The 26,930-nt window shown below is 64.5% G+C and carries 21 protein-coding genes; 9 read left to right on the top strand and 12 right to left on the bottom strand.

Annotated elements, in window-relative coordinates; all coding sequences use genetic code 11:
* Together pbpC and B3C1_RS10790 are read right to left on the bottom strand one after the other, a co-directional pair.
* On the bottom strand, nt 1-2,204 hold a 2,204-nt coding region (pbpC, locus tag B3C1_RS10795), incomplete at its 3' end, for a penicillin-binding protein 1C (RefSeq protein WP_008484800.1).
* Nucleotides 2,201-7,822: an alpha-2-macroglobulin family protein gene (locus B3C1_RS10790; protein WP_008484799.1), complete on the bottom strand. Its 5,622-nt coding sequence runs from the start codon at nt 7,820-7,822 to the stop codon at nt 2,201-2,203. The genes B3C1_RS10790 and pbpC, both read right to left, overlap by 4 nt.
* A 146-nt stretch (nt 7,823-7,968) precedes the next feature.
* Between B3C1_RS10790 and B3C1_RS10785 the strand changes: the two genes are divergently transcribed.
* On the top strand, nt 7,969-9,975 hold the full coding sequence (locus B3C1_RS10785; protein ID WP_008484798.1) for a S9 family peptidase: 2,007 nt from the start codon (nt 7,969-7,971) through the stop codon (nt 9,973-9,975).
* A gap of 35 nt (nt 9,976-10,010) precedes the next feature.
* Here B3C1_RS10785 and B3C1_RS10780 read toward each other — a convergent pair whose 3' ends face one another.
* Entirely contained in the window at nt 10,011-10,658 is a 648-nt protein-coding gene (locus B3C1_RS10780) for a LysE family translocator (protein ID WP_008484796.1), read from the bottom strand.
* Between the two features lie 52 nt (nt 10,659-10,710).
* Nucleotides 10,711-10,887, bottom strand: coding sequence for a DUF1328 domain-containing protein (locus B3C1_RS19800; protein ID WP_008484795.1), 177 nt, complete (start codon nt 10,885-10,887; stop codon nt 10,711-10,713).
* A gap of 228 nt (nt 10,888-11,115) precedes the next feature.
* On the opposite strand from B3C1_RS19800, the gene B3C1_RS10770 reads away from it, so the two are divergent.
* A complete protein-coding gene (locus tag B3C1_RS10770; RefSeq protein ID WP_008484794.1) occupies nt 11,116-11,568 on the top strand; it encodes a hypothetical protein in 453 nt (150 codons plus the stop codon).
* A 33-nt stretch (nt 11,569-11,601) separates the two neighbouring features.
* On the opposite strand, the gene B3C1_RS10765 is transcribed toward B3C1_RS10770, so the two are convergent.
* The 3 genes from B3C1_RS10765 to B3C1_RS10755 all read right to left on the bottom strand — a co-directional run bounded on the left by B3C1_RS10765 (nt 11,602) and on the right by B3C1_RS10755 (nt 14,090).
* Entirely contained in the window at nt 11,602-12,927 is a 1,326-nt protein-coding gene (locus B3C1_RS10765) for a sigma-54 interaction domain-containing protein (protein ID WP_008484793.1), read from the bottom strand.
* 144 nt (nt 12,928-13,071) lie between these two features.
* The gene (locus B3C1_RS10760) at nt 13,072-13,521 is read right to left on the bottom strand and encodes a PA2169 family four-helix-bundle protein (RefSeq protein WP_008484792.1); all 450 of its coding nucleotides are present in this window, start codon (nt 13,519-13,521) and stop codon (nt 13,072-13,074) included.
* 11 nt (nt 13,522-13,532) lie between these two features.
* The gene (locus B3C1_RS10755) at nt 13,533-14,090 is read right to left on the bottom strand and encodes a BON domain-containing protein (RefSeq protein ID WP_035481880.1); all 558 of its coding nucleotides are present in this window, start codon (nt 14,088-14,090) and stop codon (nt 13,533-13,535) included.
* Nucleotides 14,091-14,357: 267 nt separating this feature from the next.
* Here B3C1_RS10755 and B3C1_RS10750 point away from each other — a divergent pair, with 267 nt between their 5' ends.
* Genes B3C1_RS10750 through B3C1_RS10740 form a run of 3 tightly spaced genes read left to right on the top strand, consistent with a single transcriptional unit; the run spans nt 14,358 to nt 17,352 of the window.
* Nucleotides 14,358-15,017 carry a fumarylacetoacetate hydrolase family protein gene (locus B3C1_RS10750; protein WP_008484790.1) on the top strand — a complete coding sequence of 220 codons (660 nt, stop codon included), beginning with the start codon at nt 14,358-14,360 and terminating at the stop codon, nt 15,015-15,017.
* Nucleotides 14,995-15,390: a gamma-glutamylcyclotransferase family protein gene (locus B3C1_RS10745; RefSeq protein ID WP_008484787.1), complete on the top strand. Its 396-nt coding sequence runs from the start codon at nt 14,995-14,997 to the stop codon at nt 15,388-15,390. Before B3C1_RS10750 ends, B3C1_RS10745 begins: the two co-directional genes overlap by 23 nt.
* A 60-nt stretch (nt 15,391-15,450) precedes the next feature.
* A complete protein-coding gene (locus B3C1_RS10740; RefSeq protein WP_008484786.1) occupies nt 15,451-17,352 on the top strand; it encodes a S9 family peptidase in 1,902 nt (633 codons plus the stop codon).
* A gap of 32 nt (nt 17,353-17,384) precedes the next feature.
* On the opposite strand, the gene B3C1_RS10735 is transcribed toward B3C1_RS10740, so the two are convergent.
* The 3 genes from B3C1_RS10735 to B3C1_RS19400 form a co-directional block, all read right to left on the bottom strand.
* Complete coding sequence (locus tag B3C1_RS10735) at nt 17,385-19,346, bottom strand: OPT family oligopeptide transporter (RefSeq protein ID WP_008484784.1); 1,962 nt, start codon at nt 19,344-19,346, stop codon at nt 17,385-17,387.
* An 84-nt stretch (nt 19,347-19,430) separates the two neighbouring features.
* On the bottom strand, nt 19,431-20,999 hold the full coding sequence (locus B3C1_RS10730) for a sensor domain-containing diguanylate cyclase (protein ID WP_035481825.1): 1,569 nt from the start codon (nt 20,997-20,999) through the stop codon (nt 19,431-19,433).
* Nucleotides 21,000-21,092: 93 nt separating this feature from the next.
* Nucleotides 21,093-21,755, bottom strand: a complete 663-nt coding sequence (locus tag B3C1_RS19400; RefSeq protein WP_008484782.1) for a hypothetical protein — start codon at nt 21,753-21,755, stop codon at nt 21,093-21,095.
* A 257-nt stretch (nt 21,756-22,012) separates the two neighbouring features.
* Here B3C1_RS19400 and B3C1_RS10710 point away from each other — a divergent pair, with 257 nt between their 5' ends.
* Nucleotides 22,013-23,506, top strand: coding sequence for a phospholipase D family protein (locus B3C1_RS10710; RefSeq protein WP_008484781.1), 1,494 nt, complete (start codon nt 22,013-22,015; stop codon nt 23,504-23,506).
* A gap of 110 nt (nt 23,507-23,616) precedes the next feature.
* On the top strand, nt 23,617-23,985 hold the full coding sequence (locus B3C1_RS10705; protein ID WP_008484780.1) for a hypothetical protein: 369 nt from the start codon (nt 23,617-23,619) through the stop codon (nt 23,983-23,985).
* Here the strand turns inward: B3C1_RS10705 and B3C1_RS10700 are convergent.
* Complete coding sequence (locus tag B3C1_RS10700) at nt 23,982-24,848, bottom strand: LytR/AlgR family response regulator transcription factor (protein WP_008484779.1); 867 nt, start codon at nt 24,846-24,848, stop codon at nt 23,982-23,984. The genes B3C1_RS10705 and B3C1_RS10700 overlap by 4 nt on opposite strands.
* Nucleotides 24,849-24,958: 110 nt before the next feature.
* On the opposite strand from B3C1_RS10700, the gene B3C1_RS10695 reads away from it, so the two are divergent.
* Together B3C1_RS10695 and B3C1_RS10690 are read left to right on the top strand one after the other, a co-directional pair.
* The gene (locus tag B3C1_RS10695; protein WP_008484776.1) at nt 24,959-26,149 is read left to right on the top strand and encodes an acyltransferase family protein; all 1,191 of its coding nucleotides are present in this window, start codon (nt 24,959-24,961) and stop codon (nt 26,147-26,149) included.
* A gap of 95 nt (nt 26,150-26,244) precedes the next feature.
* Entirely contained in the window at nt 26,245-26,634 is a 390-nt protein-coding gene (locus tag B3C1_RS10690) for a glutaredoxin family protein (RefSeq protein ID WP_008484775.1), read from the top strand.
* A gap of 29 nt (nt 26,635-26,663) precedes the next feature.
* On the opposite strand, the gene B3C1_RS10685 is transcribed toward B3C1_RS10690, so the two are convergent.
* A complete protein-coding gene (locus B3C1_RS10685) occupies nt 26,664-26,912 on the bottom strand; it encodes a DUF2164 domain-containing protein (RefSeq protein ID WP_008484774.1) in 249 nt (82 codons plus the stop codon).
* Between the last annotated feature and the right edge of the window lie 18 nt (nt 26,913-26,930).

The raw sequence follows: 26,930 nt of genomic DNA, 5'->3' as shown, positions 1-26,930 counted from the left end.
GCCCCCCCCCGCCACTCCAGGGCCTGGCCAGGCGCCACCTGGCCCAGGAAGCGGCGGCCGGCAAACCAGTAAAGACGGCTGGCGTCGGAGGCGGCGTCGGCCCGCAGGGCGATGTGCTCGCTTGGCCGGCTGGTACGCAGGCTGTAGGTGACGTTCTTCAAGGGCGAGCGGATCAGCGGCTCGGCGCGGCTGGCGGCGCCTTGGGTCTGGCAGGCGGCCGGTGGCGCCGGCGGCTGGCGCCCGGGCAGGCCGGCCTGCTCGAACAGGGCCGCCATGTCCGACGGCCAGAAGGCGAACACTTCCTGGTGCTGGGTGCTGGGGTCGTAAGGGGGGCAGACGGCGGCGCCGCTCCGGTTGTCCACCCACACCGGCCGGTGCAGGCTGGACACCTTGATGGGGGACACCCCGGGAATAAACCAGCCGTCCACCACCTTGGGGCACCAGGGGTTGGGGAGGTCCCCGGAGGCGGCGCAGATCTTCACCTGCTTGACGGTAGCGGGGGCCTTTGGGGCCAGGTCGGCGGTGCCCGGCAGGCTGCCCTGCAAGGCGTCGCTGATGGCGAAGAACAGCGGCCCGGCGGTTTCCACCCCTACAAAGGCCGGGTTGGGGGTGGCGTCGAAGTTGCCCACCCAGACCACCAGCACATAGGGGCCGGTGATACCGGCGCTCCAGGCATCGTGAAAGCCCCAGGAGGTCCCGGTTTTCCAGGCTACCGACCAGCCGGTCTTGGGCAGGCCGTCGGCCCTGGGATTGTCCTTGAGCATGTCCCACACCAAGAAGCTGGCGGCGGGGCTGAGCAGGGATTGGCTAACCGGGCTGATGGGCTGGGACTCCCTGTCCCTAAGCGGGTAATAGCGGCCCTCGCTTGCCAGCATCAGGTAGAGGCGGCCCAGCTCCTTCATGGTCAGCTCGCCGCCCCCCAAGGCCAGGGCCAGGCCGTAATGGCTCTCCCCCCTCAGCCCCTTGATACCGGCCTGGCGCAAAAAGCCGTAAAGGTTGGGACGGCTGACCTGGCCGGCCAGCCACACCGCCGGCAGGTTACGGCTCTTGATCAGGGCGTTGTGGGCGCTGATGGGGCCGGTAAAGCGGTGGTCGAAGTTCTCCGGCTCGAAGCTGCCAAAGGCGGTGGGAGCGTCCTTGAGGATGCTCAAGGGGTGAATCACCCCCTGGTCCAGGCCCAGGCCATAGAGGAAGGGTTTGAGGGTGGAGCCGGGGGAGCGCCGGGCCAGCACCCCGTCCACCTGGCCTTGGATGTCGGCGTCAAAGAAGCTGGCCGAACCGACCCAGGCCTTGATGGCCTGGGTGCGGCTGTCGATCAGCAGCGCCGAGGCATTTTGGATACCCAGGTGGCGCTTGCTGTCGATGTACTGGCCGAGGCGGCGCTCCAGCAGGGACTGGAGCTTGGGGTCCAGGGTGCTGTGGATCAGGGTGGCGCCGTCCTCCCTAAGCAGGCGGCGGCTGAAATGGGGGGCCTCGAACGGCAGGTCGCTGCGGTCGTGGCCGAGGGCGGTCAGGGCCAGCAGGCCCTGGCTGCGGGGGTCGTCCGGGTAGCTTTGCTGCCAGAGCAGGGCCAGGCGGTCCCGGGCATCCTGGAAGTCGGCCCGAAAGCGGGCGCGGCGCGCCGGGCTCTGGGGCATTACCGCCAGGCTCAAGGACTCGCTCAGGGACAGTTCGCTGGCGTCCTTGTGGAAATAAATCTGGCTGGCGGCCCCTACCCCTTCGATATTGCCGCCCATGGGCGCCAGGTTGAGGTAGGCCTCCAGCAGGTCGTGCTTGCTGTAGCGCAGTTCCAGCCAGAAGGCGGCCAGGATCTGCTTGAGCTTGCCCGGTACTTGGCGGCTGTTGATGCCGTAAAGGCGCCGGGCCAGCTGCATGGTCAGGGTCGAGGCCCCCTGGCGGTCGCCGCCCACATAAGTGGCCAGCACGGCCCGCACCAGGGCCACGGGGTTGATACCGGGGTGGAAGTAGAAGTAGCGGTCTTCCTTGAGCTGCATGGCCTGGACCATGGCTGGGGCTATTTGCTCCAGGGGTTGCCAGAGCCGGTATTGGCCGTCCTGGGTCAGGGTGAGGCGTAGCAGGCTGCCGTCGGCAGCCAGTACCGCCCGGGAAGTGGGGGCCTGGCCGGCCAAGGGGTCGGCCGGCCAGAGCCTGGGCCCCAGCAGCAAGGCTGCCAGGGCTAACAGGGCTTTTGTGCGGCGCCTCATGGCGCCGCTATCACCAGTTCACCGACTTGGCCTTGGGCCTGCTCCAGGGGGTCGTACAGACCCTGGGCGTAGGCGGGGGGCACTTGGAACTGGCCGGCGTTGGTAGCCCTGACCTTATAGACGAAGGTGCGGGCGTCGCGGCGGGCGGTGCCGTAGAACACTACCCGGTCTTCCCGCACGTTCAGCCACTGGGGCGACCAATCGCTCATCTCACCGACGCCGATGGGGGGCTGCCAACCGTCGAAGTCGTCGCCGCCGTCGCGGTACACCGGCTCCAGGCCGCCCGGCAGCAGGTCGATCAGCACCACCTGTTCCAGGCGGTCCAGGTCGGTGGCCCGCAGCCGCAGCCTGACCAGGAACTCGTCACCCACCTTGGCCTTGGCCAGGGGCTTGCCGTCCAGGCTGAGGTAGTCGCGGCTCACTTCCAGGCCCTGGCTAAAGGGCTGGCCGGGGCTGCGATCGAAGCCGCTCTGGCTGACCATGTAGAAGGCGTCGCCGTCACCGCCCTTGTGCACCTTGACGCTGCTGGCGGCCATGGGCAGATCGGCCTGGGGCAGGCTTTGGGCCAGCCAGGCACCGGCTACCTGGGCGCTCAGTTGCAGCTCGCCGCTTTGGTTGGTGTCGCCATAGGCGGCCAAGGCCCTGACCAGGGTACCGGCGGACAGGGAGCTGTAGTGCTGGGCCGACAGCCAGTTACCCATACGTACCAGCAGGTCGTCTGGCAGGTCGGCCAGGCGCTCTGGGGCGTGGCGGGCGATCAGGGTCAGCAGCTGGGCGTCGTGGACCATGGGGTCCAGGTAGAGGCCAAGGCGCTTGGGCTGGTCCTGGGTCAGCTGCCAGGGCTGAGCCTGCCACAGCGGCGCGGCCAGCTGTTGCTGCTGCATCAGGGTGAAGCTGGCGGCCAGCCAGGCGCTGGCCATATCACTCTGCCAGTCCTTGGGATAGTAGCGCTGCAGGCGCTCGCGGATGTCCGCCAGGGCACCGCTGACCTGCACGCCCTGGCGGGCCAGCAGGTAGGCGCCGTAGGCCCGCTCGCGCAGCTCATCCAGGCCGTTGCTGGGGCCGCTGCTCAGTTCCGACAGGTAGCTGTTGGCCTTGTCCAGCATGTCCTGGGGTACGGCATAACCGCGCTCCTTGGCGTCCAGCAGCATGTCCACCACGTACAGGGCCACCATGGGCTCCACTACCGGGTTGGCAGCCCAGAGGCCAAAGCCCCCTTCGCTGTTCTGGCGGCTGCGCAGCTGGGCGATCAGTTGGTCGAAGGCCAAGTGGTCTTCCTGGGGGTCGCCCAGCAACAGGGCCGGTACCGACTTGGACACCAGCTGCTCGGTGCAGGCGTGGGGGTAGTTATCCAGGTACTGGCTCAGGCCCTGGGCCCACACCAAGGGGCTGCTCATCAGCCCGGCCTGGCGTTCGCTGAAGGGCGCAAACAGGTTGCGGTCCAGCGGCAGCTCGGCCTCGCTCTTGTCCAGCACCCCGGTGTTGAGGGTCAGGCGGTGGGCGGTAAGGGGCCGTACCGAGATGGCCTCGCCCATCTGGAAATCCCCCTGCGGGGTCTGCAGGGTCCAGTGCAGGCGGCTTTCTCCCAACTGGTCGGTAGCCTTGAGCTGGAAGCGGGCCATGGCCTCGTGGCCGGGGGCAATCTCAAACTGCTGCTGCTGGCCCTCGGCCAGGGTCAGGCCGCCGTCCAGGGCCAACGTCAGGGTCACCGCCTGGGTGTCTGGCTCGGTGTTGTAAAGGCCAAGGGTCACTTCGGCCTGGTCACCAGGGGCCAGGAAAGCGGGCACGTTGGGGCTCATCACCACCGGCGCCTTGACGTTCACCGCACCCTGGGTGGTACCCATGCTGGCGTCGGTAACGCTGACCGCGAAGAAGCGGATCTTGCCGTTGAAGGTGTCTGGCACTGCGTAGTGGAAGTGCTGGGTACCGGCCTCAACGGCCTGGATCCCGGACCAGTACACTACCGGCTTGGCTCGCTTGCGCTTGAAGGGGTTGAGGTTGGCGGCCAGCAGGGCGGCGGCGTCACCGCCGGGGGCGGCCTGGCGCATCAGCACCCGCAGTTCCGGCAGCAGCAGATCGAGGATCTGGCTGGAATCCACGGTCAGGGCCTTCTTGGCAAAGAAGTGGCCCAGGGGATCCGGCGCCTGGTAGCGGGCTACCTGCAATATGCCTTCGTCAACCCCGAACACCACCACCTTGGAGGCGGTGGGCACGTCCAGGGCGATATCCAGGCTCTGGCCGGGCTTCATCTGCTCGGGCAGGGTCAGGGCCAGCTGCTGGCGGCGTTCGCCCAGGTCAACCTTGAAGGGGCTGACGGCGTAGGACAGGGGACTCATAAAGACTTCGTCCGAGTCCGGGGCCCGCAGGAACTGCACGTTCACATAGGCGTTGCCTTCCACCCCTTCGGGCAGGCGGATCTGCTGCACCGAGCGGGTGCTGTCGGCCTTGAACCACTGGAAGGCGTAGACCTTGTCCCGCTCAATGGTGATAAGGCCGGCGCCGCTGTAGGGGGCCTGGATGGCCACCTGTATGGTCTCGCCCGGCTTGTACTCGGTCTTGTTCAGGGTCAGCTGCAGCTCGGCGTTGCGCTCCAGGGCGCGGCTGGCGTTGCCGCTGCCGGCGACGCTGTAGTCCACCATGTTGAGCTGGCGGCCGTCCTGGTCGCTCAGGCGTAGCCTGAAGTCACCGGGGTTGCGGGTGTCCAGGGTCATGTTCAGGCCGTCGCCAGCCAGGGGCAGGGTGCTGGTGTCCAGCAGCTGGTCCTTGCGGCGCGACTCGTAGCGGTAGCTGCCGTCGTTCTGTTTCACCAATACCGACACCCAGCGCCTGGCAATGCGTTCCACCTTGATCTTGGTGGCCTGGCCTTGCAGGTTCTGGTCGACGGCCAGCAGCCGCAGGTGGCGCTCGCCACCCTTGCTGATAAAGCTCAGATCGCCGTCGGCCTTGTAACCCAGCAGCAGATCGGCGCTGGAAACCAGCACCTGGTTCTGGGCGCTGACGCCCCGGCCGGAACCGGCTTCAAAGACCTTGGCCAGCAGGTGCAGCTTGAAGGTGCTCTGGTCGAAGCGGCCCAGGGCCAGATCCAGCTGGGCCTTGCCGTCGGCGTCGGTCTGGGTCTCGGCCAGGGTCTCACGGAAGGACTCCTTGAGTTCACCCAGCACCCCGAAGCGGTAGCCGGGCCAGGCCTTGAAGCTGATGTCGGTCGGTGACAGCACCATCTCCCCTGTGACCCGGCGCTCGCCGGCGGGGCCGCCGAACAGCTGCTCGGCCTGAACCTGGGCCAGCACCTGCTCGGGCTTGAGCCAGCCCTTGACCGGCTGGTCATCCTGATTGAGGGCCACCCGCACCTTGATGCGGTCGGGCTCGAAGTCGCGCACCTTGAAGGTAACGTCCCCCAGGCGGGTCAGGCGGTACTTGCCTTGGATCAGCGACAGGCTGGCCAGGTAGTCACCGGCGACGGCGGTTTCGCTGCTGGTGAAATCCAGGCTGTCAAAGCCGCTGCTGTCCAGGTTGAAGGTGCGGTCCAGCACCTTTATCCCACGGGGGTCGGTAACCACCAGCTTGACCGGCAGGCCGTTGAGGCTGGTGCGCCAGTCCTGGCCGCGGACCAGGGTGGCGATATGGGCGGTTTCGCCGGGGCGGTAGAGGCCACGGTCGGTAAAGAGGTAGGCACTGAGGGCCGAGGGGTCGTCGCTCTCGTAGCTGCCGCCGGTATCGAAACGGGACAGGTCGAGACGGTGGCGCCAGTCACCCAGGGGCAGGAAGGACAGGTCACCGCCTTTTTCCACCTGGAAGAACAGCGGCACCTTTTCCCGGCGCAGGTCGCCGAGCTTGTCGAAGCGGGCATGGCCGCGCCAGTCGGTGGTGCCTTGGGCAACTGCCAGGCCGTTACGGCCGATGACGGACACCTTGGCCCCTTCCACCGGGGTGCCCTTGTCCAGGGACTGGACGAACAGGTCCTGGCTACCGTCGCGGCTGCGCTTGGCCAGGATGCCAAGGTCGGTCACCACCACGAAGCGCAGGTCATGGGCGTCTTCTTGGTAGTAGTCGAAGGTGCTGCTGTCCCGTTCTTCGGCCGGGGTCAGCTTCACAACGAAGATACCGCGCTTGTCTTTGAAGAAGGGCTTGAGGTCCACCTTGCCGTAGAGGGTCTCGGCGGGGTTGCGGATCAGGAAGCGTTGCTTGATCTGGGTACGGGTCACCAGCCGGTCGAAGGCGGTGTTGTCCAGATTGGGCTTGGCGAAGGTGCCGGAGCTTTGGTCCACCAACTGGTGCAGCTGGTCCGGCAGCAACTGGGCCACTTCGATCTGCACGTCCTTGACGCCACGGACCATGTAGCCCAGGCGCTGGTCATCGTTGAGGGTCAGCAGGGCGCCGTCACCCAGGAATTTCAGGGTCTTGGGGTAGTCGGGCATGCGCAGCACAGAGAACACCGGGTCACGGGACAGGTAGCCCCCCTGGCCTTCCACGTGCTTGGCCACCTTCACCGCCAGATAGCGGCCGGTGGGCACCTGGAATTTGAAGCTGTGCAGCTGGTTGAGGCCTTCGGCCCCGGGGATCTGGGTCAGGGTGACCGGGCTGGCCCTGTTCAGCACCGACTCGGTGACGTTTTCGCTGTACCAGGAGCGGTTGCCCTTGGGATTCTTGACGGGCAGCAGCCAGGCCTGGACCTTGCCGGTCAGGGCCTCGTCGCTTACCGGCCGGGAGCTTTCCATGGTCAGCACCGGCTCGGGCTCGTCCTTGTCGTTGTAGGCAAAGCTGATTTGGGCCGGGTCGAAGCTGAGCTGGTAGCGGCCGGGCACGCCCACTTGCCAATGGCCGGGCTCGGCGCCGTTACCGCCGGCGGCGGCCTTGATGTCCTTGGACTGTTCCAGGGTGACGGTGCTGGACTCCAGGGGCGTGGCCAGGGGCGCGGAATGCACATAGGCGTGCAGGCGCTTGTCGTCGAAGGTCAGCTCCATGTCGCCGGGCTGGCTGTAGGTCAGGCCAGGGCTCAGTACCACGGTCAGCTTGGCTTTGACCGAAGCGGTGTCTACCGGGTGGCTGAAATCCAGGGTCGCCACCAGCTTTTGGATACTGGGCTGGGTGGGGTCCTGGTAGAGGCGGCCGGCGCTGATCTTGGCGGTGAAGGGAGCAGTGCGGAAGGCTTTCTCGTAGGTCTTTAACAGCACCTTGTCCGCCAGCAGCTGGTCCTTGTCCAGGGTCAGGGTGTAGGCCTTGTCCACCGGCCAGTCACCGTCCGGGGTGAACTCCAGGTGCTTGTCGCTGGCCCAGCGCCATTGGCCGGCAATGGCCGGGCTCAGGCTGACCCCTTGGCTGACCGGTTTGCCGATCTGTTCCAGGGGCGCCGCCGATTCGGCGAAGGTCACCCGCAGGGGGCTGACCTGGGGCTTGTCCTGGCTGTAGTCGGTCAGGGCCGGAGCCTTGACCGAATAACCGACGGTGCGTGGCTGGGGCAGGTTCTGGTAATAGACCCAGCCACCCCAGGCCAGGGCGCCCAGCACCAAGAGGCCGAAGTAGAGGGCAATGCCTTTGGCGGGGTTGGCCTTGAACCAACGCAACCAGGGTGGGGCCTGCCAACTGGGCGAGCCAAAGAAGTAACCTAAGAGCTTGCGCATCCTTGTGTCCTATCGTGTTCCCAAGCATGTAATGATACCCGGGATAAGGGGATGAAAACCAATGTCGCGTGCTGTTGGTCGCCAGGCTAAATTGCGGGACAATGGGCCTTTGCCGTCCATTGACTGCCATTGAGGTCAAACAGAGCATGACAGCGCCCCGCGCCGCCCAAAAACCCCATGTCCACCTGATGCATAGCCACCAGCGCCCGGATCCCTACCATTGGCTGCGGGACGACGAGCGGGCAGACCCCGACGTTTTGGCCCACCTCCAGGCGGAAAACGACCATAGCGCCGCCGTGCTGAAGGCCAATGCCGACCTCGAGGCCCAGTTGTACGGTGAAATGCGCGCCCGCATCGCCCCTGAAGATCAGAGCCTGCCCTGGTGGGACCATGTCTGGCAGCTGCGCGAGCGCACCCTGGACGGCCAGGAATATGCCCTGGTGGAGGGGCGGCGCAGCGAAGAGGCCCCCTGGCAGCTGCTGCTGGACGGCAACCAGCTGGCCGGCGACGCCAACTATTTTGCCTTGGGGGACATGGCCCTCAGCCCGGACGGGCGCTGGCTGGCCTACAGCACCGACCATAATGGCGACCGCAGCTACAGCGTACACCTAGTGGACCTGGCCAGCGGCCAGCCCAGGGCCGAGGCCTTCCCGCAGATCAGCGGCGAGCTGGTCTGGGGCGCCGACAGCAACAGCCTCTACTACCTGACCCTGGACGACAGCCTGCTGCCTTATCGCCTGAACCGCCAGGTGCTGGGCCAGGAACCAGAGGTCCTCTACGAAGAAGCGGACAACAGCTTCTGGCTGGGCCTGGGGGAAAGCCGGGACCGCCAATACCTGATGCTGAGCGCCGCCGCCACCCTCACCTCAGAGGTGCTGATGCTGCCCCTGGACGGCAGCGACCCAGTCCCCAGGCCCTTCTGGCCGCGCCGGGAGGGTATCGAATACCAGCTCGACCGCCTCCATGACCGCTTCGTGGTGCTGAGCAACGAACAGGCCCCCAACTTCAAGCTGCTGACCGGCAGCGGCGCCGACGCCATGACCGAGCGCCAGGGCCACGACCCCGAGGTACTGCTGGAAGACTTTGACCTGCTGGACGGGGCCCTGGCCCTGACCGAGCGGTACCAGGGCCAGGCGCGGATCCGCATCCTCTGGGACCAGCACGACGCCTTGCTGCCCTGGGAGGGCGCGGTCCATGACGTTTGGCTTGGCCACAGTGACGACACCGGCGAACTGGTGGTGGGCTTTCAAAGCCCGGTGCAGCCCCCCAGTCTTTACCGCATCGAGGCGGATCTGAGCAAAACCCTGCTCAAGACCAAGCCGGTGCCCAATTGCGACCTCAGCCAGTACCGCTGCCAGCGGATCGAGGTGGCAGCCCGGGACGGCGCCCAGGTGCCGGTCACCCTGATGTGGCGCCAGGACAGTTTTCGCCAGGGCCAGAACCCGCTGCTTATCGACGGCTACGGCGCCTACGGCATCAGCCTGGACCCGGGCTTTTCCCAGGCCCGTTTCAGTCTGCTGGACCGGGGCTTTGTGCTGGCAGTAGCCCATATCCGTGGCGGCCAGGAAAAGGGCCGGGCCTGGTACGAAGCGGGCCGGCGCCAGCATAAATGGCACAGCTTCCACGACTTTATCGACGTCACCAAGGCCCTGGTGGCCAAGGGTTGGGGGGCGGCGGACCAGCTGTTCTGCGAAGGGCGCAGCGCCGGCGGCCTGCTGATGGGGGCGGTACTCAACGAGGCCCCCGGCCTCTATAAAGGCGCCCTGGTGGGGGTGCCCTTCGTGGATGTGGTCACCACCATGCTCGACGACGGCCTGCCCCTGACCACGGGGGAATACGACGAGTGGGGCAACCCCAACAACGCCTCAGACTATTTCCTGATGCTGTCCTACAGCCCCTACGACAACGTGCGGGCCCAGGCCTACCCCCATATCTATGTGCGCAGCGGCCTGCACGACACCCAGGTGGCCTATTGGGAACCGGCCAAGTGGGTGGCCAGGCTCAGGGACCTGAAAACCGACCAGCACCTGCTGCTGCTGGAAACCGAGCTGGAGGTAGGCCACGGCGGCCTGTCCGGCCGCTACCGCCAGTACCAGGAAACGGCCAGGGACTTTGCCTTCGTGATTGCCCTTGCCGAAGGGCGCCTGGGTTAAGGCATCAAAAAGGCCGGCATTGCCGGCCTTTTTTGTTAGCTCAGGTAGTACTGCCACAGCTCCACCAGCACCGGCAGCACCGACAGGGCCAGCAGCAGCCCCATGGCGATATTGAAGGCCCGCTGGGCCTTGGCCCGGGTCAGCACCCGGCGTAGCCCGGCGCCCCCCACCAGCCAGAGGCCGACACAGGGAAAGGCCACCAGCAAGAAGGCCAGGCTGATGGCCAGTACCTGCCAGAGCATGGCGCCCTGGGTCGAGGTAAAGGCGGCGATGGCACCGGACGCCATCACCCAGGCCTTGCCGTTTACCCACTGAAAGGCGGCACCCTGCCAGAAGTTAAGGGGCTTGGCGTGGCCGGCCTGGATCGCCTTGGGGGTCTGGCTGGCTATCTTCCAGGCCAGCCACAGCAGGTAGGCGGTTCCCAGCAGCTTGATCAGCTGGTGCAGGTGTGGGAAATGCTCGAACACCACCCCAAAGCCCAGGCCCACCAGCAGCACCATCACTGGAAAACCCAGGCAGATACCGCACAGGTGCCCCAGGCTGGCCTTGACCCCGTAATTCATGCCGGACGACATGATCATCACGTTATTGGGGCCAGGGGTGATGGTGGTGGAAAAGGCGAAGAACAATACGGCGATGAAAATGTCCATGGGCAGGGCCTGAAAACCGGGGCGCTCCAGCATGCCACAGGGGCCGGTGCCGTCGCCAGAGGCGCCGTGGCGCCCCTGGCCAGGGTCAGAGCTTGGAACTGCGGCCGCGCAGCAGATGGCTTAGCAGGGAGATCACCAGCAGGGCCAGGAACACGAAGAAGAGGATCTTGGCGATACCGGCGGCGGCGCCGGCGATACCACCGAAGCCCAAGGCGGCGGCGATCAGGGCGACAATCAGGAAAATCAGAGCCCAACCTAACATGCTTCCTCCAAGAATGGCTGTGGGTTCAGTTAGGGTCTTTCAAAGCCGGTGCCAGTTTTTAACTTATTGATATATATGGGTGCATGAGGGGTTGGTGGCTGTTCGGCCGGCAAAAAGCACAGCCTTCTTTGAAAAAAGTGCAGGCCGGGACAGACTTGGCGGGTCCGGCAGAATGTGATCGGCGTCACTATACTGGTGGAGGCCTGACTCGCCTGCCTGGAGACCCCCATGAAACTACCCAAGCTACTGTTACTGCTCAGCCTCACCGCCGGTGCCAGCCTGCTGGCCAGGGCCGAGGTGGAGATATACCAGGACTATGAGCCCAGTGAGATGGTGATGGAGGTGACCACCGTCAAGGTGGACCCCAACATGCTGGACGTCTACCTGGACGGTCTGTCCAAGACCTGGATGGCCGGTAACCGCCTGGCCAAGGAAATGGGCTACATCAAGGACTACAAGGTCTTCGCCAGCGAACTGCCCCAAAGCGGCAGCTTCAACCTGGCCCTGGTGACCTACTACGCCAAAGGCGCCGACCTTGAGCCCAACAAGGCCAAGCACATGGCCTTTATGGAGAAGTGGGGCAAGGAAAGAGAGAAGATGTCTTTGGAGATCGCCAAGAGCTACCCCGAGGTCCGCACCATCACCGGCCAGTACCGGATGCGGGAGCTGACCTTCAAGTAAAACAGCCAAGGGGAGGAAGTTTGCCGGTCTCCCCTAGGGCTCCTGCCAGTCCCCTTCCCGGTATTTTTCCAACTTGTTGTAGAGGGTTTTGACACTGACCCCCAGCTGCTCTGCGGCCTGGGTCTTGTTCTGCTGGCAGGCGTCCAGGGTGGCCATAATCAACACCCGCTCGGCATCCCGCAAGGACGTGCCCGGGCCTATGGTGTCGGGGCTGGGCTCTGGGTCCACCAAGGCCGGCAGTTCCCCAAGGCCAATGTCGCTGATGGCCAGAATATGGGCCCTTTCCACACAATGCTTGAGTTCCCGCACATTGCCCGGCCAATGGTAGGCAGCGATGGCGTCCAGGGCCTCCTGGGTAAAGTGCTTGGCGCTGTCGGTGGCGACGTTGCGGTAGGCCAGGAAATGCTGGGCCAGCTCCAGGATGTCCTGGCCCCTGTCCCGCAAGGGGGGCAGCAGGATCGGAAAATGGGCCAGGCGAAAATACAGATCCTCGCGCAGGAACCCCGCCTCTATGGCGTCGTCCGGCTGGCGGTTGCTGGCGGCGACGACCCTGACCTGGGTGTACTGCACCTTGTCGCTGCCCACCCGGCGGAACTCGCCGCTCTCCAGCACCCGCAGCAGTTTGCTCTGCAGGGCCAGGGGCATCTCCGTCACTTCGTCCAGGAACAGGGTGCCCCTGGCACCTTTCTCGAAGAAACCCACATGGTCCTGGATAGCGCCGGTAAAGGCTCCTTTGACGTGACCGAACAGTTCGCTTTCCACCAGTTCTGCCGACAGGGCGGCACAGTTGACGGCCACGAAGGGTTCGGTGGCGCGTTGGCTCTGCTGATGTATGGTGCGGGCGGCCAATTCCTTGCCGCTGCCGCTTTCGCCCACCAGCAGCACATTGGCGTCGGTTTGGCTGACCCGGCGGATCAGCCTGTAGAGGCGGCGCATGGGTTTGGACGAGCCCAGCAGCAAGCCGTACTGATCCAGGTTGGAGGCCAAAGGGGCAGCCTGGCCCCTTTGGGGAGGCTGGGCCAGCTCCTGGCGAAAATCGGCCAGTACTTCGGCCAGGTGATCCAGGTCCAGGGGCTTGCGAAAGTGGTAGGCGGCGCCGTGGCGCATCAGCTTGTCCAGCCAAGGGTTGGGCTGGCCGTCGCTGACCAGTAACCAGTCGGCCTGGGAAGCAAGGGGATGGTCGCGAAAGGCGTTGTACTGGGCGGCGTCGAAGCGGCCAGGGGCATAGACCACCAGGTCGGCGTCGAAAGGTTCGGTCAGGCTGGCGCTTTGGCTGAAGATGAAGCCGGCGCTGTGCAGGGGCTTGGCCAACTGTTGGGCCAGATCCAGATCGTCGGTCACCAGGTGCAGGCGAGCCATGGTCCTCTCCTCTTCCGTGTGGGTGCCTTGAGTACAGCAGAGGCTGGCTGATCCCCGGGTTAACCAGGGGGCCATGGGCCAGGGCTGAGGGGCCAGGTTCAGTTTGGCGACAAAAAAGACGCAGCCATGGGGCTGCGTCTTGGGTCAGTGCTTGGGGGCCAGCAGGCCGTCCTTGATGGCTTTCATCCTGTCGTGGGTGAGCTGGATGTCGGCCAGGCAGTCGGCCAGGTCCTGGGCCAGGGGTTTGCTGTGCAGGGCCTGGACTCCGTCCCTCAGGCGGGCGAGGACACTGTCTTCGGCCTCTTCCAACTGGGCGACGTAGCGAAAGTCCCGGTCCTGACCCAAGTGGCTTGCCAACCTGAGGTACAGGGCCTGCATCCGGGCCGCCTGGTTTCCCGGTGGGGCCTGGGTGCCAGCCACCACTTTCAGGCTCAATGCCTTTGCCACCTGGGCCCGTACGGCGGCCATCTCGCGAAACAGGGACTGAAGTTCGCTGTCATCCACTGCCCTGGCCGCCTCCTGGTAGAAGAGGCGGCCGTCCCGACAGAGGCTGAGCAGATCCTGCACCAATCTCGCGTCAGGGGTAGCGAACATGCTGGTCCTCCTTACTCGGCGACGCTCAGCTTGTCTTCAACATCGTTGACCTTGTCATAGCCCTTGGCCATTTCCACGGCCAGGTCCCGTGCCGCATCGTTCTTGACGGTGCCGCTGAGGGTCACCACGCCATTGTCGGTATCCACGTCTATGTCCATGGCGCTCAGCTCGCTGCTGGCGGCAAACTCCATATTCAGGCCGGCGGTGATGGTGGCGTCATGCCAGGCGCGGGAGAAATTCTTGGCAGTCTCGCTGCCCTGGCCCTTATAGCCTTGCTTGACGGTGAGCTTGTTGTTGACCTTGGTCACCCCGTCCACGTTTTTGGCGATCTCGCCGGCCAGGTCCTTCTCCACGTCGGAACTGACGGTACCGCTCAGGGTGGCCACACCGGCCGCCACATCGGTGTCTATGGTGAAGTTGTTAAGCTCGGTGTTGAGCATCAGTGCCGTTTCCAACTTGCCGTCGAGCCAGGCGTCCTTGGCATCGCCTTTCCAGTCTTTGGCCATGGCCGGTGCGGCCGCCAGGGTAGTAAGGGTCAGGGCGGTGATGATGGTTTTGTTGAAACGCATAAACTCCTCCTTGGGATAACAATCACTGTCACCCAGGTTACTGCCAGTACTGTGCCAACCCTTTAAGTTACTTTTAAAACAATTGGTTATGTTGATTTTGTGGGCGCCATCAGGCTTTTGAACCTGTAACTTTTTCAGGCCAGGGGGTAAGGCCTTCCCGGCCTGCAAGACGCCCGTCAGGCCGGGTTCAGCCTTGGTCGCAGCATCCCTTGTGAAGGGCCCGCCAGCTTGGTACAACCAAGCTTCCATCAACGGGAGGAGCCCCAAATGCAGTTGCAGTGGACATCCGGTGAACCCCTGGCCTGGCCCAGGGGCAAAGTGGTCTGTGTCGGCCGAAACTATGCCGAACACGCCAAGGAACTGGGCAATGCCGTGCCCGAGCAGCCTTTGCTCTTTATGAAACCGGCCACCGCCCTGGTGCCGGTGGCCGAAGCCTTTGACCTGGACGAGAGCCGGGGCGAGGTGCACTACGAGTGCGAGCTGGCGGTGCTGATCGGCAAGCCCCTGACCGCTGCCGGCCAGGCCCAGGCCCAAGACGCCATCGCCGGTTTCGGCCTGGCCCTGGATCTGACGTTGCGCGGCCTGCAAAGCGAGCTCAAGGAAAAGGGCCACCCCTGGGAGCTGGCCAAGGCCTTTGACGGCAGCTGCCCCATCAGCGACCTGGTACCGGCTGGCGAGCTGGGCCAGGGCTTGGGGGCCATTCGCTTTCAGCTCTACCAGAACGGCGCCCTGCGCCAGGACGGCAACAGCGCCGAGATGATCACCCCCATCGCCGCCCTGCTGGCCCATATCAGCCAGGTCTTTACCCTGGAACCCGGGGATCTGGTACTGACCGGCACCCCCAAGGGAGTGGGTAAACTGGCCAAGGGTGACCAGCTGCGCCTGGTACTGGCCGACTGCCTGGATGTCAGCAGCACCGTTCGCTGAGCTGCCGCTGTTCGTCTACGGCACCCTGCGCCGGGGTGCCGGTACGCCCCTGGCCCGGCGCCTGGCCAGCCAGGGCCATTACCTGGGCCAGGGCCTTTGCCGGGGCCTGTTATACCGGGTAGACCACTACCCGGGCTGGGTGCCGGGGGATGGCTGGGTCACAGGGGATCTCTACCTGGTGCCGCCAACCCTGCGCGCCGCCCTGGATGCCTACGAAGAGTGCGGCCCCGGCTTCGCCGAGCCCTGGGAATACCGGCCCCAAGGGGTGCTGGCCTGGCTCAGGGGGCGGCCCCTGGCCGCCTGCCTCTACCGCTACCAAAGGCCGGTTGAGGCCACGATGCTTATCGCCAGCGGCGATTTTTTCCAGCCTTGACAACTTGTTAGCGTTCAACCAACTTTCAGGGGCCGCCTTTTTTGCCATGGAGACTCCCTGATGCGCCACCTAAGCCTGCCCCTGTTGCTGGCCCTGCTGCTGAGCGGTTGCGACAGCAAGCCTCCCCAGGTGCAGCTGCCCCGTTATGACGCCAAGACCTTCTACGACACCCAAAGCGTCAGTGGCTCCTCCCTGTCTTATGACGGCCAGTCGGTGCTGGTGAGCAGCGACCAAAGCGGCATTTTCAATGTCTACGCCATTGCCGTTGCCGGCGGCGACCCCAAGCCCCTGACCCAGGCTAGCGGGGACTCTACCTTCGCGGTGCGCTGGTTCCCCAAGGACGAGCGTTTCCTCTTTACCCGTGACAGCGGCGGCAACGAGATCTACCACCTGTTCGTGTCCGACGACGTCGGCGAGCACGATCTGGTGCCAGACCCCAAGGCCAGGGCCCAGTTCCTGGCCTTCAAGGAAGACGGCAGCGCCTTCTATGTGCTGACCAACGAGCGGGACCCCAAGCTGATGGACCTGTACCGCTACGACGCCAGCAGCTACCAGCGCCAGCGGCTGTTCAACAACGACGGCGCCTTCAGCGTCGGCGCCATCAGCCGGGACGGCCGCTTTCTGGCCCTGAGCAAGGTCAACAACAACGCCGACGCCGACCTCTACCTGGTGGATCTGGAATCCCTGGACAAGACCCCGGCCCTGATCGGCGACCTGCCGGGGGAGACGGCCAACTACAACGCCCTGACCTTCGGCCCCGAAGGCAAGATGCTCTACTTCAGCACCGACGCCTACAGCGACTTCGTGCAGATCTGGTCCCATCATCTGGCTACCGGCACCCAGGAAAAGGTGGCCAGTGCCGACTGGGACATGAGCTTCTTGTATTTCTCGGACTCAGGGCGCTACCGGGTGCAGGGCATCAACGCCGACGCCCGCACCCAGGTCAGCATCATCGACCGCCACAGCGGCCAGGCCCTGGCCCTGCCGGCCTTGCCGCCGGGGGACATCACCGGGGTCAATTTCAGCGCCGACGACAAGACCCTGGTGTTCTACCTGTCCAGCGACACCAGCCCCGCTAACCTCTATAGCCTGGACCTGGCCAGCCTGACCCCCAAGGCCCTGACCAGCACCCTCAGCCCGGCCATAGACCAGCACCAACTGGTCAGTGCCCAGGTGGTGCGCTACCCCAGCTTCGACGGCCTGGCCATACCGGCCCTGCTGTACAAGCCCAAGGCCGCCTCCGCCGACTACCCGGCCCCTACCCTGGTCTGGGTCCATGGCGGCCCCGGCGGCCAGAGCCGCCACGGCTACAACGCCACCATCCAGCACCTGGTCAACCAGGGCTACGGGGTGTTGGCGGTGAACAACAGGGGCTCGTCCGGCTACGGCAAGCCCTTCTACCACCTGGACGATCGCCGCCACGGCGAGGACGACCTGCTGGACGTGGTCAAGGCCAAGGACTACCTGCAAGGACTGCCCTGGGTGGACAAGGACCGCATCGGCGTCATGGGGGGCAGCTACGGCGGCTACCTGACGGTGGCGGCCCTGGCCTTCCACCCCCAGGTGTTCGACGTGGGGGTGGATATCTTCGGGGTCACCAACTGGCCCCGCACCCTTGGTTCCATCCCCCCTTGGTGGGAGAGCTTCAAGGCCTACCTCTATGCCGAAATGGGTGACCCGGCCGAGGACATGGACAGGCTCAGGCGCATCTCGCCCCTGTTCCATGCCAAGGCCATCGCCAAGCCGTTGCTGGTGGTGCAAGGGGCCAACGACCCCAGGGTGCTGCCGGTGGAAAGCCAGGAGCTGGTCAAGGCGGTGCAGGACAACAAGGTGCCGGTGACCTACCTGGAATTTCCTGACGAGGGCCACGGCTTTACCAAGAAGGCCAACAGGGTGGCGGCCTCCGAGGCCTACCTGCGCTTTTTGGACCAGCACCTTAAAGGCAAGGTGGTAGAAGATTGAAAAAAGCCCGGCTTGGCCGGGCTTTTTGTTGGTTACACCTTGGGATTGGTAACCCGGCGCAAGAACCAGAGCGCCAGCAGGGCAAAGGCGATAACCCCCGCCACCATGGCTTCCAGCTCGCCGCCGGCCCACTGGGTGCCAAAGCCGGCCGGCTTGGCGCCCTGGATAAAGGCCGCCGCCGCTATCCCCACCCCCAACAGGCCTTCACCGCCGACAAAGCCCGAGCCCAGCAACACCCCTTTTTCCCGGCGTGCTTCCTGGTCTTCACCGCTGGCCCGTTTCTCCAGGTACCAGCGCAGCAGGCCACCCAGGAAGATGGGGGTCATGGTGGACACCGGCAGGTAAACCCCTACCGCAAAGGGCAAGGACGGCAGCCGGCACAGCTCGCACAGCACGGCGATACCGGCCCCTATGGCTACCAGGGTCCAGGGCAGATCCTGGTCCAGCACCCCGTCGATCACCAGCTTCATCAGGGTGGCCTGGGGGGCTGGCAGTTCGGCGGAGCCGAAGCCGAAGGTCTCAGCCAGCAGCAGTACCGACAGGCAGACAAAGGTGGCGCTGGTCAGCACCCCTATGATCTCGGCGGTCTGTTGGGCCTTGGGGGTGGAGCCCAGCAGGTAGCCGGACTTGAGATCCTGGGAGGTGTCGCCGGCGATGGAGGCGGCGATGGCCACCACGCAGCCCACCACCAGGGCAGCGGCCTTGCCGGTGGTGTCGGTCCAGCCCATCACCAGGAAGATACCGGCGGTGCCCAGCAGGGCCGCTATGGTCATGCCGGAAGTGGGGTTGGAGGTGACCCCCACCAGGCCGACGATGCGCGAGGCCACCGTCACGAAGAAAAAGGCGAACAGGATAACCAGCACCGCCGCCAGCAAGCGGTGGCTGACGTCCCCTACCGGGCCGAAGGCGTGGGGGAACAGGCTCAGTACCACCAACACCCCCAGCAGGCCCAGGCCCACCCATTTGAGGGACAGGTCGCGGCTGGTGCGGGGTTGTTGTTGGTCGCTGCCCTTACCCAGTTTCATCTCGGCCATGCCCACCTTGAAGCTTTCCAGCATCACCGGAATGGCGCGGATCAAGGTGATGATACCGGCGGTGGCCACGGCGCCGGCGCCGATGTAGCGCACGTAGCGGGTCCAGATCTGGTCGGCGGACATCTGGGCAATGGTGAGGACGGTTTCCGGGTAGAGGGGGGCGGTGTGGCTGTCGCCCCAATAGGCGATGGCGGGAATGATCACCAGCCAGCTCAGCAGGCCGCCGCCCACCATGATGGCCGCTACCCTCAGCCCCAGTATGTAACCCACCCCGAACAGGGCCGGAGACAGGTCAAAGCCCACTTCCGCCTTCTTAATAAAGGGAATGGACAGGGTGGCGGTGCCGGGGATCACTTTTATCCAGCCGGTCAGCAGCTTGAACAGGGCGCCGGCCCCTATGCCCCAGAAGATGTGCTTGGCGCGGCCGCCACCCACTTCGTTGGCCACCAGCACCTCGGCGCAGGCGGTGCCCTCGGGGTAAGGCAGGTTGCCGTGTTCCCGCTCGATAAGGAAGCGGCGCAGGGGGATCATGAACAATACCCCCAGGATGCCGCCGCACAGGGCCAGCAGGGTCATTTGCAGCAGATCCGGCGCCACCCCCCACATGAACAGGGCCGGCAGGGTGAAGATCACCCCAGAGGCCACTGAGCTGGAGGCAGAACCTGTGGTTTGGGCGATATTGGTTTCCAGGATGGAACTCTTGACCCCGCCCTTGGCCAGGATCCGAAACACCGCCACCGCCATCACCGCCACCGGTATGGAGGTGGAGATGGTCAGGCCGGCCCTAAGCCCCAGATAGGCGTTGGCGGCACCGAAGATCACCCCGAAGATCACCCCCAGCACTATGGCCTTGAGGGTGAACTCGGACACCACTTTGTCGGCCGGTACATAGGGTTGGTATTGCTCCCCTTCTTTGAGGGGCACATAGGCGTTGGGACTCAGCCCTTTCTTTGCTGACACTGTGGCTGCGGCTCCTTGTGTGGTTATGGGCCAGAGTGTGCACAAAGGCCGGGCCCAGGAAAAGAGCAAGGCGACCAGCCGCCCTCAGTCGGGATGGCGGTAGAAGTGGACCCGGCCCTTGCCGGCGGCCTTGGCCTGGTAAAGGGCCCGGTCGGCCAGGTCGACGGCGGCCTTGGGGTCTTCATGGTCCTTGGGCCAATAGGCACCACCCATGCTGCAGCCTACGTCCAGCATTTCCTGGCCCAATGATATGGGTTGGTTGAGGGTGGCCAATATCCGCTCGGCCACCTGCACCGGCTGGATATGGGGGCCCAGCTGCAGGGCGACCAGGAACTCGTCGCCCCCCAGGCGTACCGCTATGTCCCCTTCGCGGATGTTATGCACCAGCCGCGATGCCACCTCCCGCAGCACCTTGTCGCCGGTCTGGTGGCCAAGGCGGTCGTTAATGCCTTTGAAACCGTCCAGATCCAGGTAGAGGAACACCAGAGGGTCGATCTGCCCCTGCATGAACCTGAGCAGGGCGCTGCGGTTGGGCAGGCCGGTGAGGGGGTCCTTGAGGGCCAGGGACTCCATGGCCCCCAGGGCAGACTGCTGCTGGCTGAGGTTTTGCACCAGTTGGCTGATGGACTGGCTGAGGGTTTCGATTTCCCTGGCGCCCCTGACCTGGGGAATGACGGTGGGAATACCGGCGCTGAGGCGGTCGGCGGCGCGGGCGATGCGGGTCAAAGGCCGGGTGATGCGCCCCGACAGCCACCAGCCCAAGGCCGCCACCGCCAGGGACACCACAAAACTGGACCAGAAGATGGACAGGGTTATCTCGGTATCCACCTGGTTGGCGGCGGCCAGGGGCTGGCGCAGCAACAGCTGCCAACCCAGGCTAGGGTGGCGGCTCTTGGCAAAAGCGGTCAGAAAGCGCCCTTCCTCCGGCCAGTCCAGGGCTTGCCAGGCCAGGGAGGATTGCCGGGCCAGGGCCGGCAGGGGGCGCCCCTGCAGGTGCGCCGGGCCTAGCAGTACCTGCCGGTCATGGCCGAGGATCAGCAGTTGCAGGTCCTGGGTGTCGGCGTCCAGCACCGGCAGCTGGGCCAGGGCATTACTGGCCAGCTGCCAGGAAAAACGTGCCGCCAACACGCCGCTGAAACTGCCGTCGTCGGCAAAGAGCGGTTGGCTCAAGTCCACCAGTCTGGCCTGTTGCCCCGGCTCTTCGGTGATCAGGGTGCCTTCCAGGCGGTCGCCCAGGTAGAGCTTGTCCACCGCCTGCCGGTAGAGGGGATGCTCGGCCAGGCTGGTGGATTCCAGGCGCGGGTCGGTGGCGATAAGCACATAGCCTTTGGCGTCGGTCAGGGCCATCCACACCAGGGCCGGCAGGCTTTCACTGGTATTGCTCAGGGTGGCCCTGATCGCCTGGGGGTCGTTGCGGTGGCGGATAAAGGGCAGGGAGCCCAGGGTGCCCAGGAGGGCGATGCGGTAGTCCATGTCCCGATCGAGGCGGGCCATCATCAGGAAGGCATTTTTGGCCAGCAATTCGCCGGAGATCTGCTGGGCCTTGTGGACGATTTTGGAGCCGGTGATAACGGTGAAGGACCAGGCCATGGCGATGGCCAGCAAGGCAATGGCGACAGCGATCTGCACTCGAAGGCTTGGGCTGGGTCTCATGGTCCACCTGCTACCTGCGACGGAGGTTAGCTAAGTGTAAACGACGCACCAGCGCTGTAGGTAAAGGAAAGGGCGCCTTGGCGCCCTTTGGTATCAGTTGCGGTAGTCGCTGCGCAGTGCCTGGACCAGAGGCTGGACGAAGCCTTTGACTTCTTCGTCCAGGGCAGCGTCGTTGACATTGCCCAGGCCGTTGTTTACGTCCACCCAGGCCAGGGCTTCACGCTGCTCCCACAGGGGCATGTAAATACGGGTACGCAGCACCCGCATGGCAGCGGAGACGTTGGCGTCCTTGGGGGTTTCCAGCCAGCGGGTGTCACCCTTGCCGTCTTCCAGGCTCACCACCACCACCCCGTGCACGCCCATGGCGTAGGCGGCCTTGGCGAGGATCTGGTTAACCTCGTCCTGGCTCATGCTGTTGAGATCCAGGGACACTTTCATGTCGTTGAGTTGCTTGGCAAAGTTGGCCGGGCCTACCAGGCGGTAGCGGGTATCTTCGGCCAGCAGGTCCAGGGTGTTCTTGACCACGCTCTTGTAGAGACGCTGGTTTTCCGGTGAGGTGTTGACCAGGAAGGCGGACAGGTCGGCCACGGCAATGCTCTGCAGCTTGTGCAGTACCTCGGATTTAACGGCGCTTTCCTCCAGGTTGACCTGGGTCACCACCACGTCGAACTGGGGTTTGTCTTGAACTTTGGTCTCTGTCTGGACACAGCCGGACAGCAGCATAGAGAAGGCGGTAAAGAGAAGCGCTTTTCGCATGATCCACTCCTTTGGATGCTGGGCATTATTTGAGCGGCCGCCACCTTATCAAAGCTGCAGGGCAACTTCCACTGCAGATCACCACAGCGCCTAGGACGAAAAGACTATTCTTTGCGAACACCAGGCCGGTGAAGGGATCGCTCAAATACAGCAAGTTGTTGTTATTTATGTTATATCTCAACAAGTTTTAACAGGAGCTGTAACTTGGTTGAATTGGTCGTCTGGAGCGGTCAACGGCAGGATCCGAGGGTCAGGCCTTGAGTAGCCTGCGCTGGTGGCTCACATCCCTGTCGCTGTTGGTGGCCGGTGCTGCCACCAGGGTGCCCCGTTTTGCCCGGGAACCTTCCACTCGGCTGCCCCCTCGGGACGATCTGCCCTGGCGTGGCCGCCTGGGCCAGGGTTTGCGGCTGTTGGACGACAACAAAGAGGCCCTGGCGGTGCGCCTGGCGTTGATCGAAGCGGCCCAGGTCAGCATCGACGCCCAGTATTACCAGTGGCGGGTGGACACCTCCGGCAAACTGCTGCTGGCGGCCCTGTTGGACGCTGCCGAGCGCGGGGTCAGGGTCAGGCTGTTGATTGACGACATCCATACCGACGATGACCCCCTGATCGCCCGGCTCAACATCCACCCCAACGTCAACATCCGCCTGTTCAACCCTTTCGGCAGCCGGGTGCTGACCCCCATCACCCGGCCCCTGGAATGGCTCTGGGATTTTTCCCGGGCCAACCACCGCATGCACAACAAGGCCCTGGTGATCGACGGGGAAGTGGTGGTGCTGGGGGGGCGCAATGTGGGGGACGAGTACTTCGGCCTGCACCCCAGGCGCAACTTTCTGGACATGGACGTGTTGGCGGTGGGAGCCGTGGCCGTGGAGGTGGGAGACGCCTTCGATCTCTTCTACAACGCCCAATGGGCGGTACCCGTGTCCCGGCTTATTACCCTAAAACCCCTGAAGATAGAGGCGCGCCTGGCCTTTAAGAAGCTGCACGCCTTTTGGGACAAGCCCCATTGCCAGGCCCTGCTGCAAAGCCTGCCCAAAAGGGTGTTGGACAAACCCCTGCTGCCCGGCCAGGCCCAGGTGCTGTTCGACCAGCCGTCGAAAATACACCCTTTGCGCCGCAACCGGCGCCGGGCCGGCTCCCGCACCGCCGTGGCCCTTGCCAGGCTGGCCAGGGCCACCCGCCACCAGCTGCTGGTGGTCAGCCCCTACCTGGTGCCGTCCAACGAGATCATCGCCCTGATGGGGGTGCTGGCCGGTTCAGGGGTACGCAACCAGGTGCTGACCAACAGCCTGGCCGCCAACGATGTGGTGGTGGCCCACACCGGCTACAGCGCCCAGCGCGAAGCCATGCTCAGCGCCGGCATCAACCTCTATGAACTGGCTCCCGACGCCTTGCTGCCGGGGGGGCAGGAACCGGGCAGCCAGTCGGGACTGCACGCCAAGCTGATCGCCTATGACCGGCGCCAGCTCTATGTGGGCACCTTCAACCTGGACCCCCGCTCCATCTTCATCAACACCGAGATGGGGCTGCTGCTGGACAGCCCGGCCCTGGTGGCGCAGTTGGAAGGTCACCTGGCGCCCTATCTGGGGTCCCAGAGCTGGCAGCCGCAGTTTAGCGGCTCCAGCCTGTTGTGGCGGCGTTGCCGGGACGGCGAACTCTGGACCCAGTCGGTGGAACCCCAGGCCAGCCTTTGGCGCCGTTTTTGGGCTCGGGTACTGGCCTGGCTGCCGGTGCGCAGTCAGCTTTAAGCCGGGCTTTTGAGGTGGCTCACAAAAGCGACTTGGCGAATGGCGGCCCCTGGCTTACCTTGGTTAATTAATCCCCGCCAGAGGGACCCAGCAACCACCAAGGATGGTCCATGAAAACCTTGATCTGCCCCTTCTGCTACGGACGCACCGTCCACGGCGCCCACCACTGCGATGGTTGCCGTGCCTCCATTCGCTACGGCCTGCGCCATCATGAGAACTGGTCTCTTTATTTCCTGCTGTTCTGTGGCTGGGTGCTGCTGTTGGGGGTGCTGGGCTCGGTGCTGGCGGACCTGCCCTGGGAAAAGGTGCTGGCCGGCCAGGGCCCCCAATGGCCGCTCTGGACCCTGCCGCCCCTGGCCTTGGCCCTGACCCTGGCCTGTATCTGGCTAGCCGCCCGCCGCGCCCCGAAACTGCCTGACTTCCGCCTGGCCCGCAACAGCGGCCTGCGTCCTTTGGCGCTGGCCAGGGGGCGGCGTTAAGCCTGACCCAGGCTGGCCTTGAAGTCGTCCTTGTAGCGGCGCGACAGGTTCAGCACCTGGCCCCCCTTCAAGGTGATCTCCCCATCACCACTGGGCTGGTAACGAATATGGTCTATGGCCTTGTGGTTGACCGCGAAACTGCGATGCACCCGGCTGAACCCGGCCGGCGCCAGCTGCGCCAGCAGCTTGCCCAGGGTGGCCCTTAGGGGGTAAATACGGCCCTGGCTGTGCAGGTTCACGTAATTGCCCGCCGCCTCCATCCACTGAATATCCGCCACCTTGACCAGGTATTCCTTGTCCAGCTTGCGCACCAGCAGGTGCTGGGGCAGGGCGTCCGCTGCCCTGTCTTCCGGGGCGGCGTCGGCGATCAACGCCGCTTCCCCCTTGAGGCGCCGGTAAATGGCGTCAAACAGCTGGTAGGCCAAATACCAGCACAGGTAACCCCAGGCGTCCTTGCGGTATTCGTAGAGCAGCTCCCTTGGCCAGTCGCCGAAATCGTAATGGCCCCCAGCCAGGCTGTAGATGCCTTTGCGAAAGGCCACCATCAGCCCCACATGGGCCAGGGAAAACACCAGGGAAGCGGCCAGGTGGACCAGCAGCAGGGCGCCCAGCCGTTCCAGCCTGGGAGGATGGCGGCGGGCCATGAAAAACAGCAGGGGCAGCACCATCAGGGTGGCCACCAGGCTGGTGTATTCCCAGCAGAAGGGTTCCCAGAGGGCGATTTGGGCCGGCCCGTGGCGGCCCGCTTCCATCCAGACACTGGTGGCGTTGATGCTGTTGCCCACCAGCAGGTAGAGGCCGATCCCCAGCCAAAGATACAGGCGCCGGTGCCGTTCGAAGGCGGCAAATCCCCTTTGTCCCATTATTCCACCTCTTATCCCTGGGGCCCCGCCGCGCGTCACTGGGCGCTGTGGCCCCGGCGCCCGCTGGCGCAAGCTGTTGCCAATACTCAACGCTAACCGCAGGACGCATCATGGAGCAATCTGAACGTCGTTACGATATTGACGCCCTGAGGGTATTGGCCTTCGGGCTTTTGATCCTCTACCACATCGGCATGTACTACGTGGCCGACTGGGACTGGCACATCAAGAGTGACAGGACCTCGGTGGCCCTGCAGGACGGGATGATCCTGTCCAACCTGTGGCGGATGTCCCTGCTGTTTTTCATCAGCGGCATGGCCCTGGCCCTGGTGCAGCACAAGTACCGCCCCGGCCAGTTGCTGGCCTTGCGGGCTCGGCGGTTGCTGGTGCCGTTGCTGTTGGGCATGGTGGTGATCTGCGCTCCCCAGATGTATTGGCAACTGGTTTGGCAGCAGGGCTACGACCAGAGCTTCTGGGCCTTCTGGCCCCAGTACCTGAACCCCGGCACCTCGCTTTATCCCAATCAACAGAGCGCCATAGGCCTGCTGACCTGGAACCATCTTTGGTATCTGCCTTACCTGTTCTGCTACAGCCTGGTGCTGTTGGCCCTGGCCAGGCCCCTGCGCTGGCTGGCCGCCCGCCCCTTGGCCCAGAAGCTGGGGCTGTGGCCGGCGCTGATGCTGGCCTGTGCCGCGCTGATGGGGATCTGGCTCTGGCTGAGGGCCGACTTTCCCAGCACCCATGCCTTGCTGGACGACTGGTATAACCATGGCAAGTACCTGCTGGTGATGGTGCTTGGCTACTTTTTTGTCTGCCAGCGGCGGCTGTGGGACGCCACCATCGCCAAGCGCTGGTGGCTTTTGATGCTGGCGCTGCTGGCCTATGGGGTAATCATTGCCGAGCGCCATGGCGCCTTCGCGGGCGTCGATGGCGATGCGCTCTGGGTCAGGCTGGTCTGGGGGGCGGTGCTCAGCCTCAACCACTGGTGCTGGCTGCTGGCGGTGCTGGGCTTTGGTGGCCGCTGGCTCAACCGACCCTGGCCTTGGCTCAATTACGCCAACGAGGCGGTGCTGCCCTGGTACATGCTGCACCAGACCCTGATCATCCTGGCGGCGGTCTATCTCCATGGCCTGGCCCTGCCGTTGTGGCTGGAGGTGCCGGCGCTGCTGGGACTGACCCTGGCGGGCTGCGCCCTTGGCTTTGAGATAGTGCGCCGCGTCGCCCTGCTGCGCTGGCTGTTCGGCCTCAAGGCCAAGGCCGCTGCTACGCCCCGGCCTTTGCAGGCGCGGCAGAACAGTTACTGAGCCAAGATGCCGCCTCGAAGCCGGGGCGGCACCCTGATAGACTGCCCGCTGTTTTCCGTTCAACCCAACCGGGCCCTGCCGGGCGACAGGCTGTTATGAAAGTCGTTATCCGTTTGTTTTTTATCGTTCTTCGCCGTCTCTTGATGCCTTTTATGCTGCTCTACGCCGCTTTGTCCAAACCCAAGGCCATCACCAGGGACCCGGCCCGCCAGGCCGAAGTGGACCAGGCTTGCGGCCAGCTGACCCTCTTTCAGTTCAATACCTGCCCTTTTTGCATCAAGGTGAAAAAGGAAGTCCACCGCCTGGCCCTGCCCATCACCCTGGCCAATGTGCAGCGCGATCAGGAGGCCCGCCAGACCCTGATTGCAGGGGGCGGCAAGGGGCAGGTACCTTGCCTGCGCATCACCGGCGACGACGGCCAGGTGCAATGGCTCTATGAGTCCGGCGATATCAACGCCTATCTGCAGGCGCGTTTCGCTCCCTGAACAAAAAAGCCCCGCAGGCGGGGCTTTATTTATCTGGGCAGGGGCTTTTCCAGTTCGTAAAAGCCGTCCGATATCCCTTCCAAGCGCTGTTCCACCACCAGGCGGGCGTCGCTCAAGGCCTGGTTGTAAAAGCGCGGCCCTATCTTTTCGGCAAAGAAATCCAGCAGGAACTCGGCGTCAAACTGGCCCAATTCCTGGTCCAGCTCGGTGTCGAAGTAGCGCTGTATCGCCCTGACTATCTCGTCCTTTTCGGCGTTGTTGAATTCAATCTTGGCCATGGAGTCCTCCTGTTGCCG

Origin of the sequence: Gallaecimonas xiamenensis 3-C-1 (assembly GCF_000299915.1) — a bacterium.
Classification (GTDB): Bacteria; Pseudomonadota; Gammaproteobacteria; order Enterobacterales; family Gallaecimonadaceae; genus Gallaecimonas; species Gallaecimonas xiamenensis.
Note: the sequence above shows the minus strand (reverse complement) of the source record. Positions and strands in the feature narration are given on the sequence as shown.

Bases quoted from the DNA above. Each gene is read 5' to 3' on its own strand.
- B3C1_RS10765 (WP_008484793.1), bottom strand. From the start codon at position 12,927: ATGGCTCGCCTGCACCTGGTGACCGACGATCTGGATCTGGCCCAACAG.
- B3C1_RS10705 (WP_008484780.1), top strand. From the start codon at position 23,617: ATGAAAACCTTGATCTGCCCCTTCTGCTACGGACGCACCGTCCACGGC.
- B3C1_RS10700 (WP_008484779.1), bottom strand. From the start codon at position 24,848: ATGGGACAAAGGGGATTTGCCGCCTTCGAACGGCACCGGCGCCTGTAT.
- B3C1_RS10695 (WP_008484776.1), top strand. From the start codon at position 24,959: ATGGAGCAATCTGAACGTCGTTACGATATTGACGCCCTGAGGGTATTG.
- B3C1_RS19800 (WP_008484795.1), bottom strand. From the start codon at position 10,887: ATGTTAGGTTGGGCTCTGATTTTCCTGATTGTCGCCCTGATCGCCGCC.
- B3C1_RS10755 (WP_035481880.1), bottom strand. From the start codon at position 14,090: ATGCGTTTCAACAAAACCATCATCACCGCCCTGACCCTTACTACCCTG.
- B3C1_RS10780 (WP_008484796.1), bottom strand. From the start codon at position 10,658: ATGCTGGAGCGCCCCGGTTTTCAGGCCCTGCCCATGGACATTTTCATC.
- B3C1_RS19400 (WP_008484782.1), bottom strand. From the start codon at position 21,755: ATGCGAAAAGCGCTTCTCTTTACCGCCTTCTCTATGCTGCTGTCCGGC.
- B3C1_RS10685 (WP_008484774.1), bottom strand. From the start codon at position 26,912: ATGGCCAAGATTGAATTCAACAACGCCGAAAAGGACGAGATAGTCAGG.
- B3C1_RS10770 (WP_008484794.1), top strand. From the start codon at position 11,116: ATGAAACTACCCAAGCTACTGTTACTGCTCAGCCTCACCGCCGGTGCC.
- B3C1_RS10740 (WP_008484786.1), top strand. From the start codon at position 15,451: ATGCGCCACCTAAGCCTGCCCCTGTTGCTGGCCCTGCTGCTGAGCGGT.
- B3C1_RS10785 (WP_008484798.1), top strand. From the start codon at position 7,969: ATGACAGCGCCCCGCGCCGCCCAAAAACCCCATGTCCACCTGATGCAT.
- B3C1_RS10790 (WP_008484799.1), bottom strand. From the start codon at position 7,822: ATGCGCAAGCTCTTAGGTTACTTCTTTGGCTCGCCCAGTTGGCAGGCC.
- B3C1_RS10760 (WP_008484792.1), bottom strand. From the start codon at position 13,521: ATGTTCGCTACCCCTGACGCGAGATTGGTGCAGGATCTGCTCAGCCTC.
- B3C1_RS10730 (WP_035481825.1), bottom strand. From the start codon at position 20,999: ATGAGACCCAGCCCAAGCCTTCGAGTGCAGATCGCTGTCGCCATTGCC.
- B3C1_RS10690 (WP_008484775.1), top strand. From the start codon at position 26,245: ATGAAAGTCGTTATCCGTTTGTTTTTTATCGTTCTTCGCCGTCTCTTG.
- B3C1_RS10750 (WP_008484790.1), top strand. From the start codon at position 14,358: ATGCAGTTGCAGTGGACATCCGGTGAACCCCTGGCCTGGCCCAGGGGC.
- B3C1_RS10745 (WP_008484787.1), top strand. From the start codon at position 14,995: ATGTCAGCAGCACCGTTCGCTGAGCTGCCGCTGTTCGTCTACGGCACC.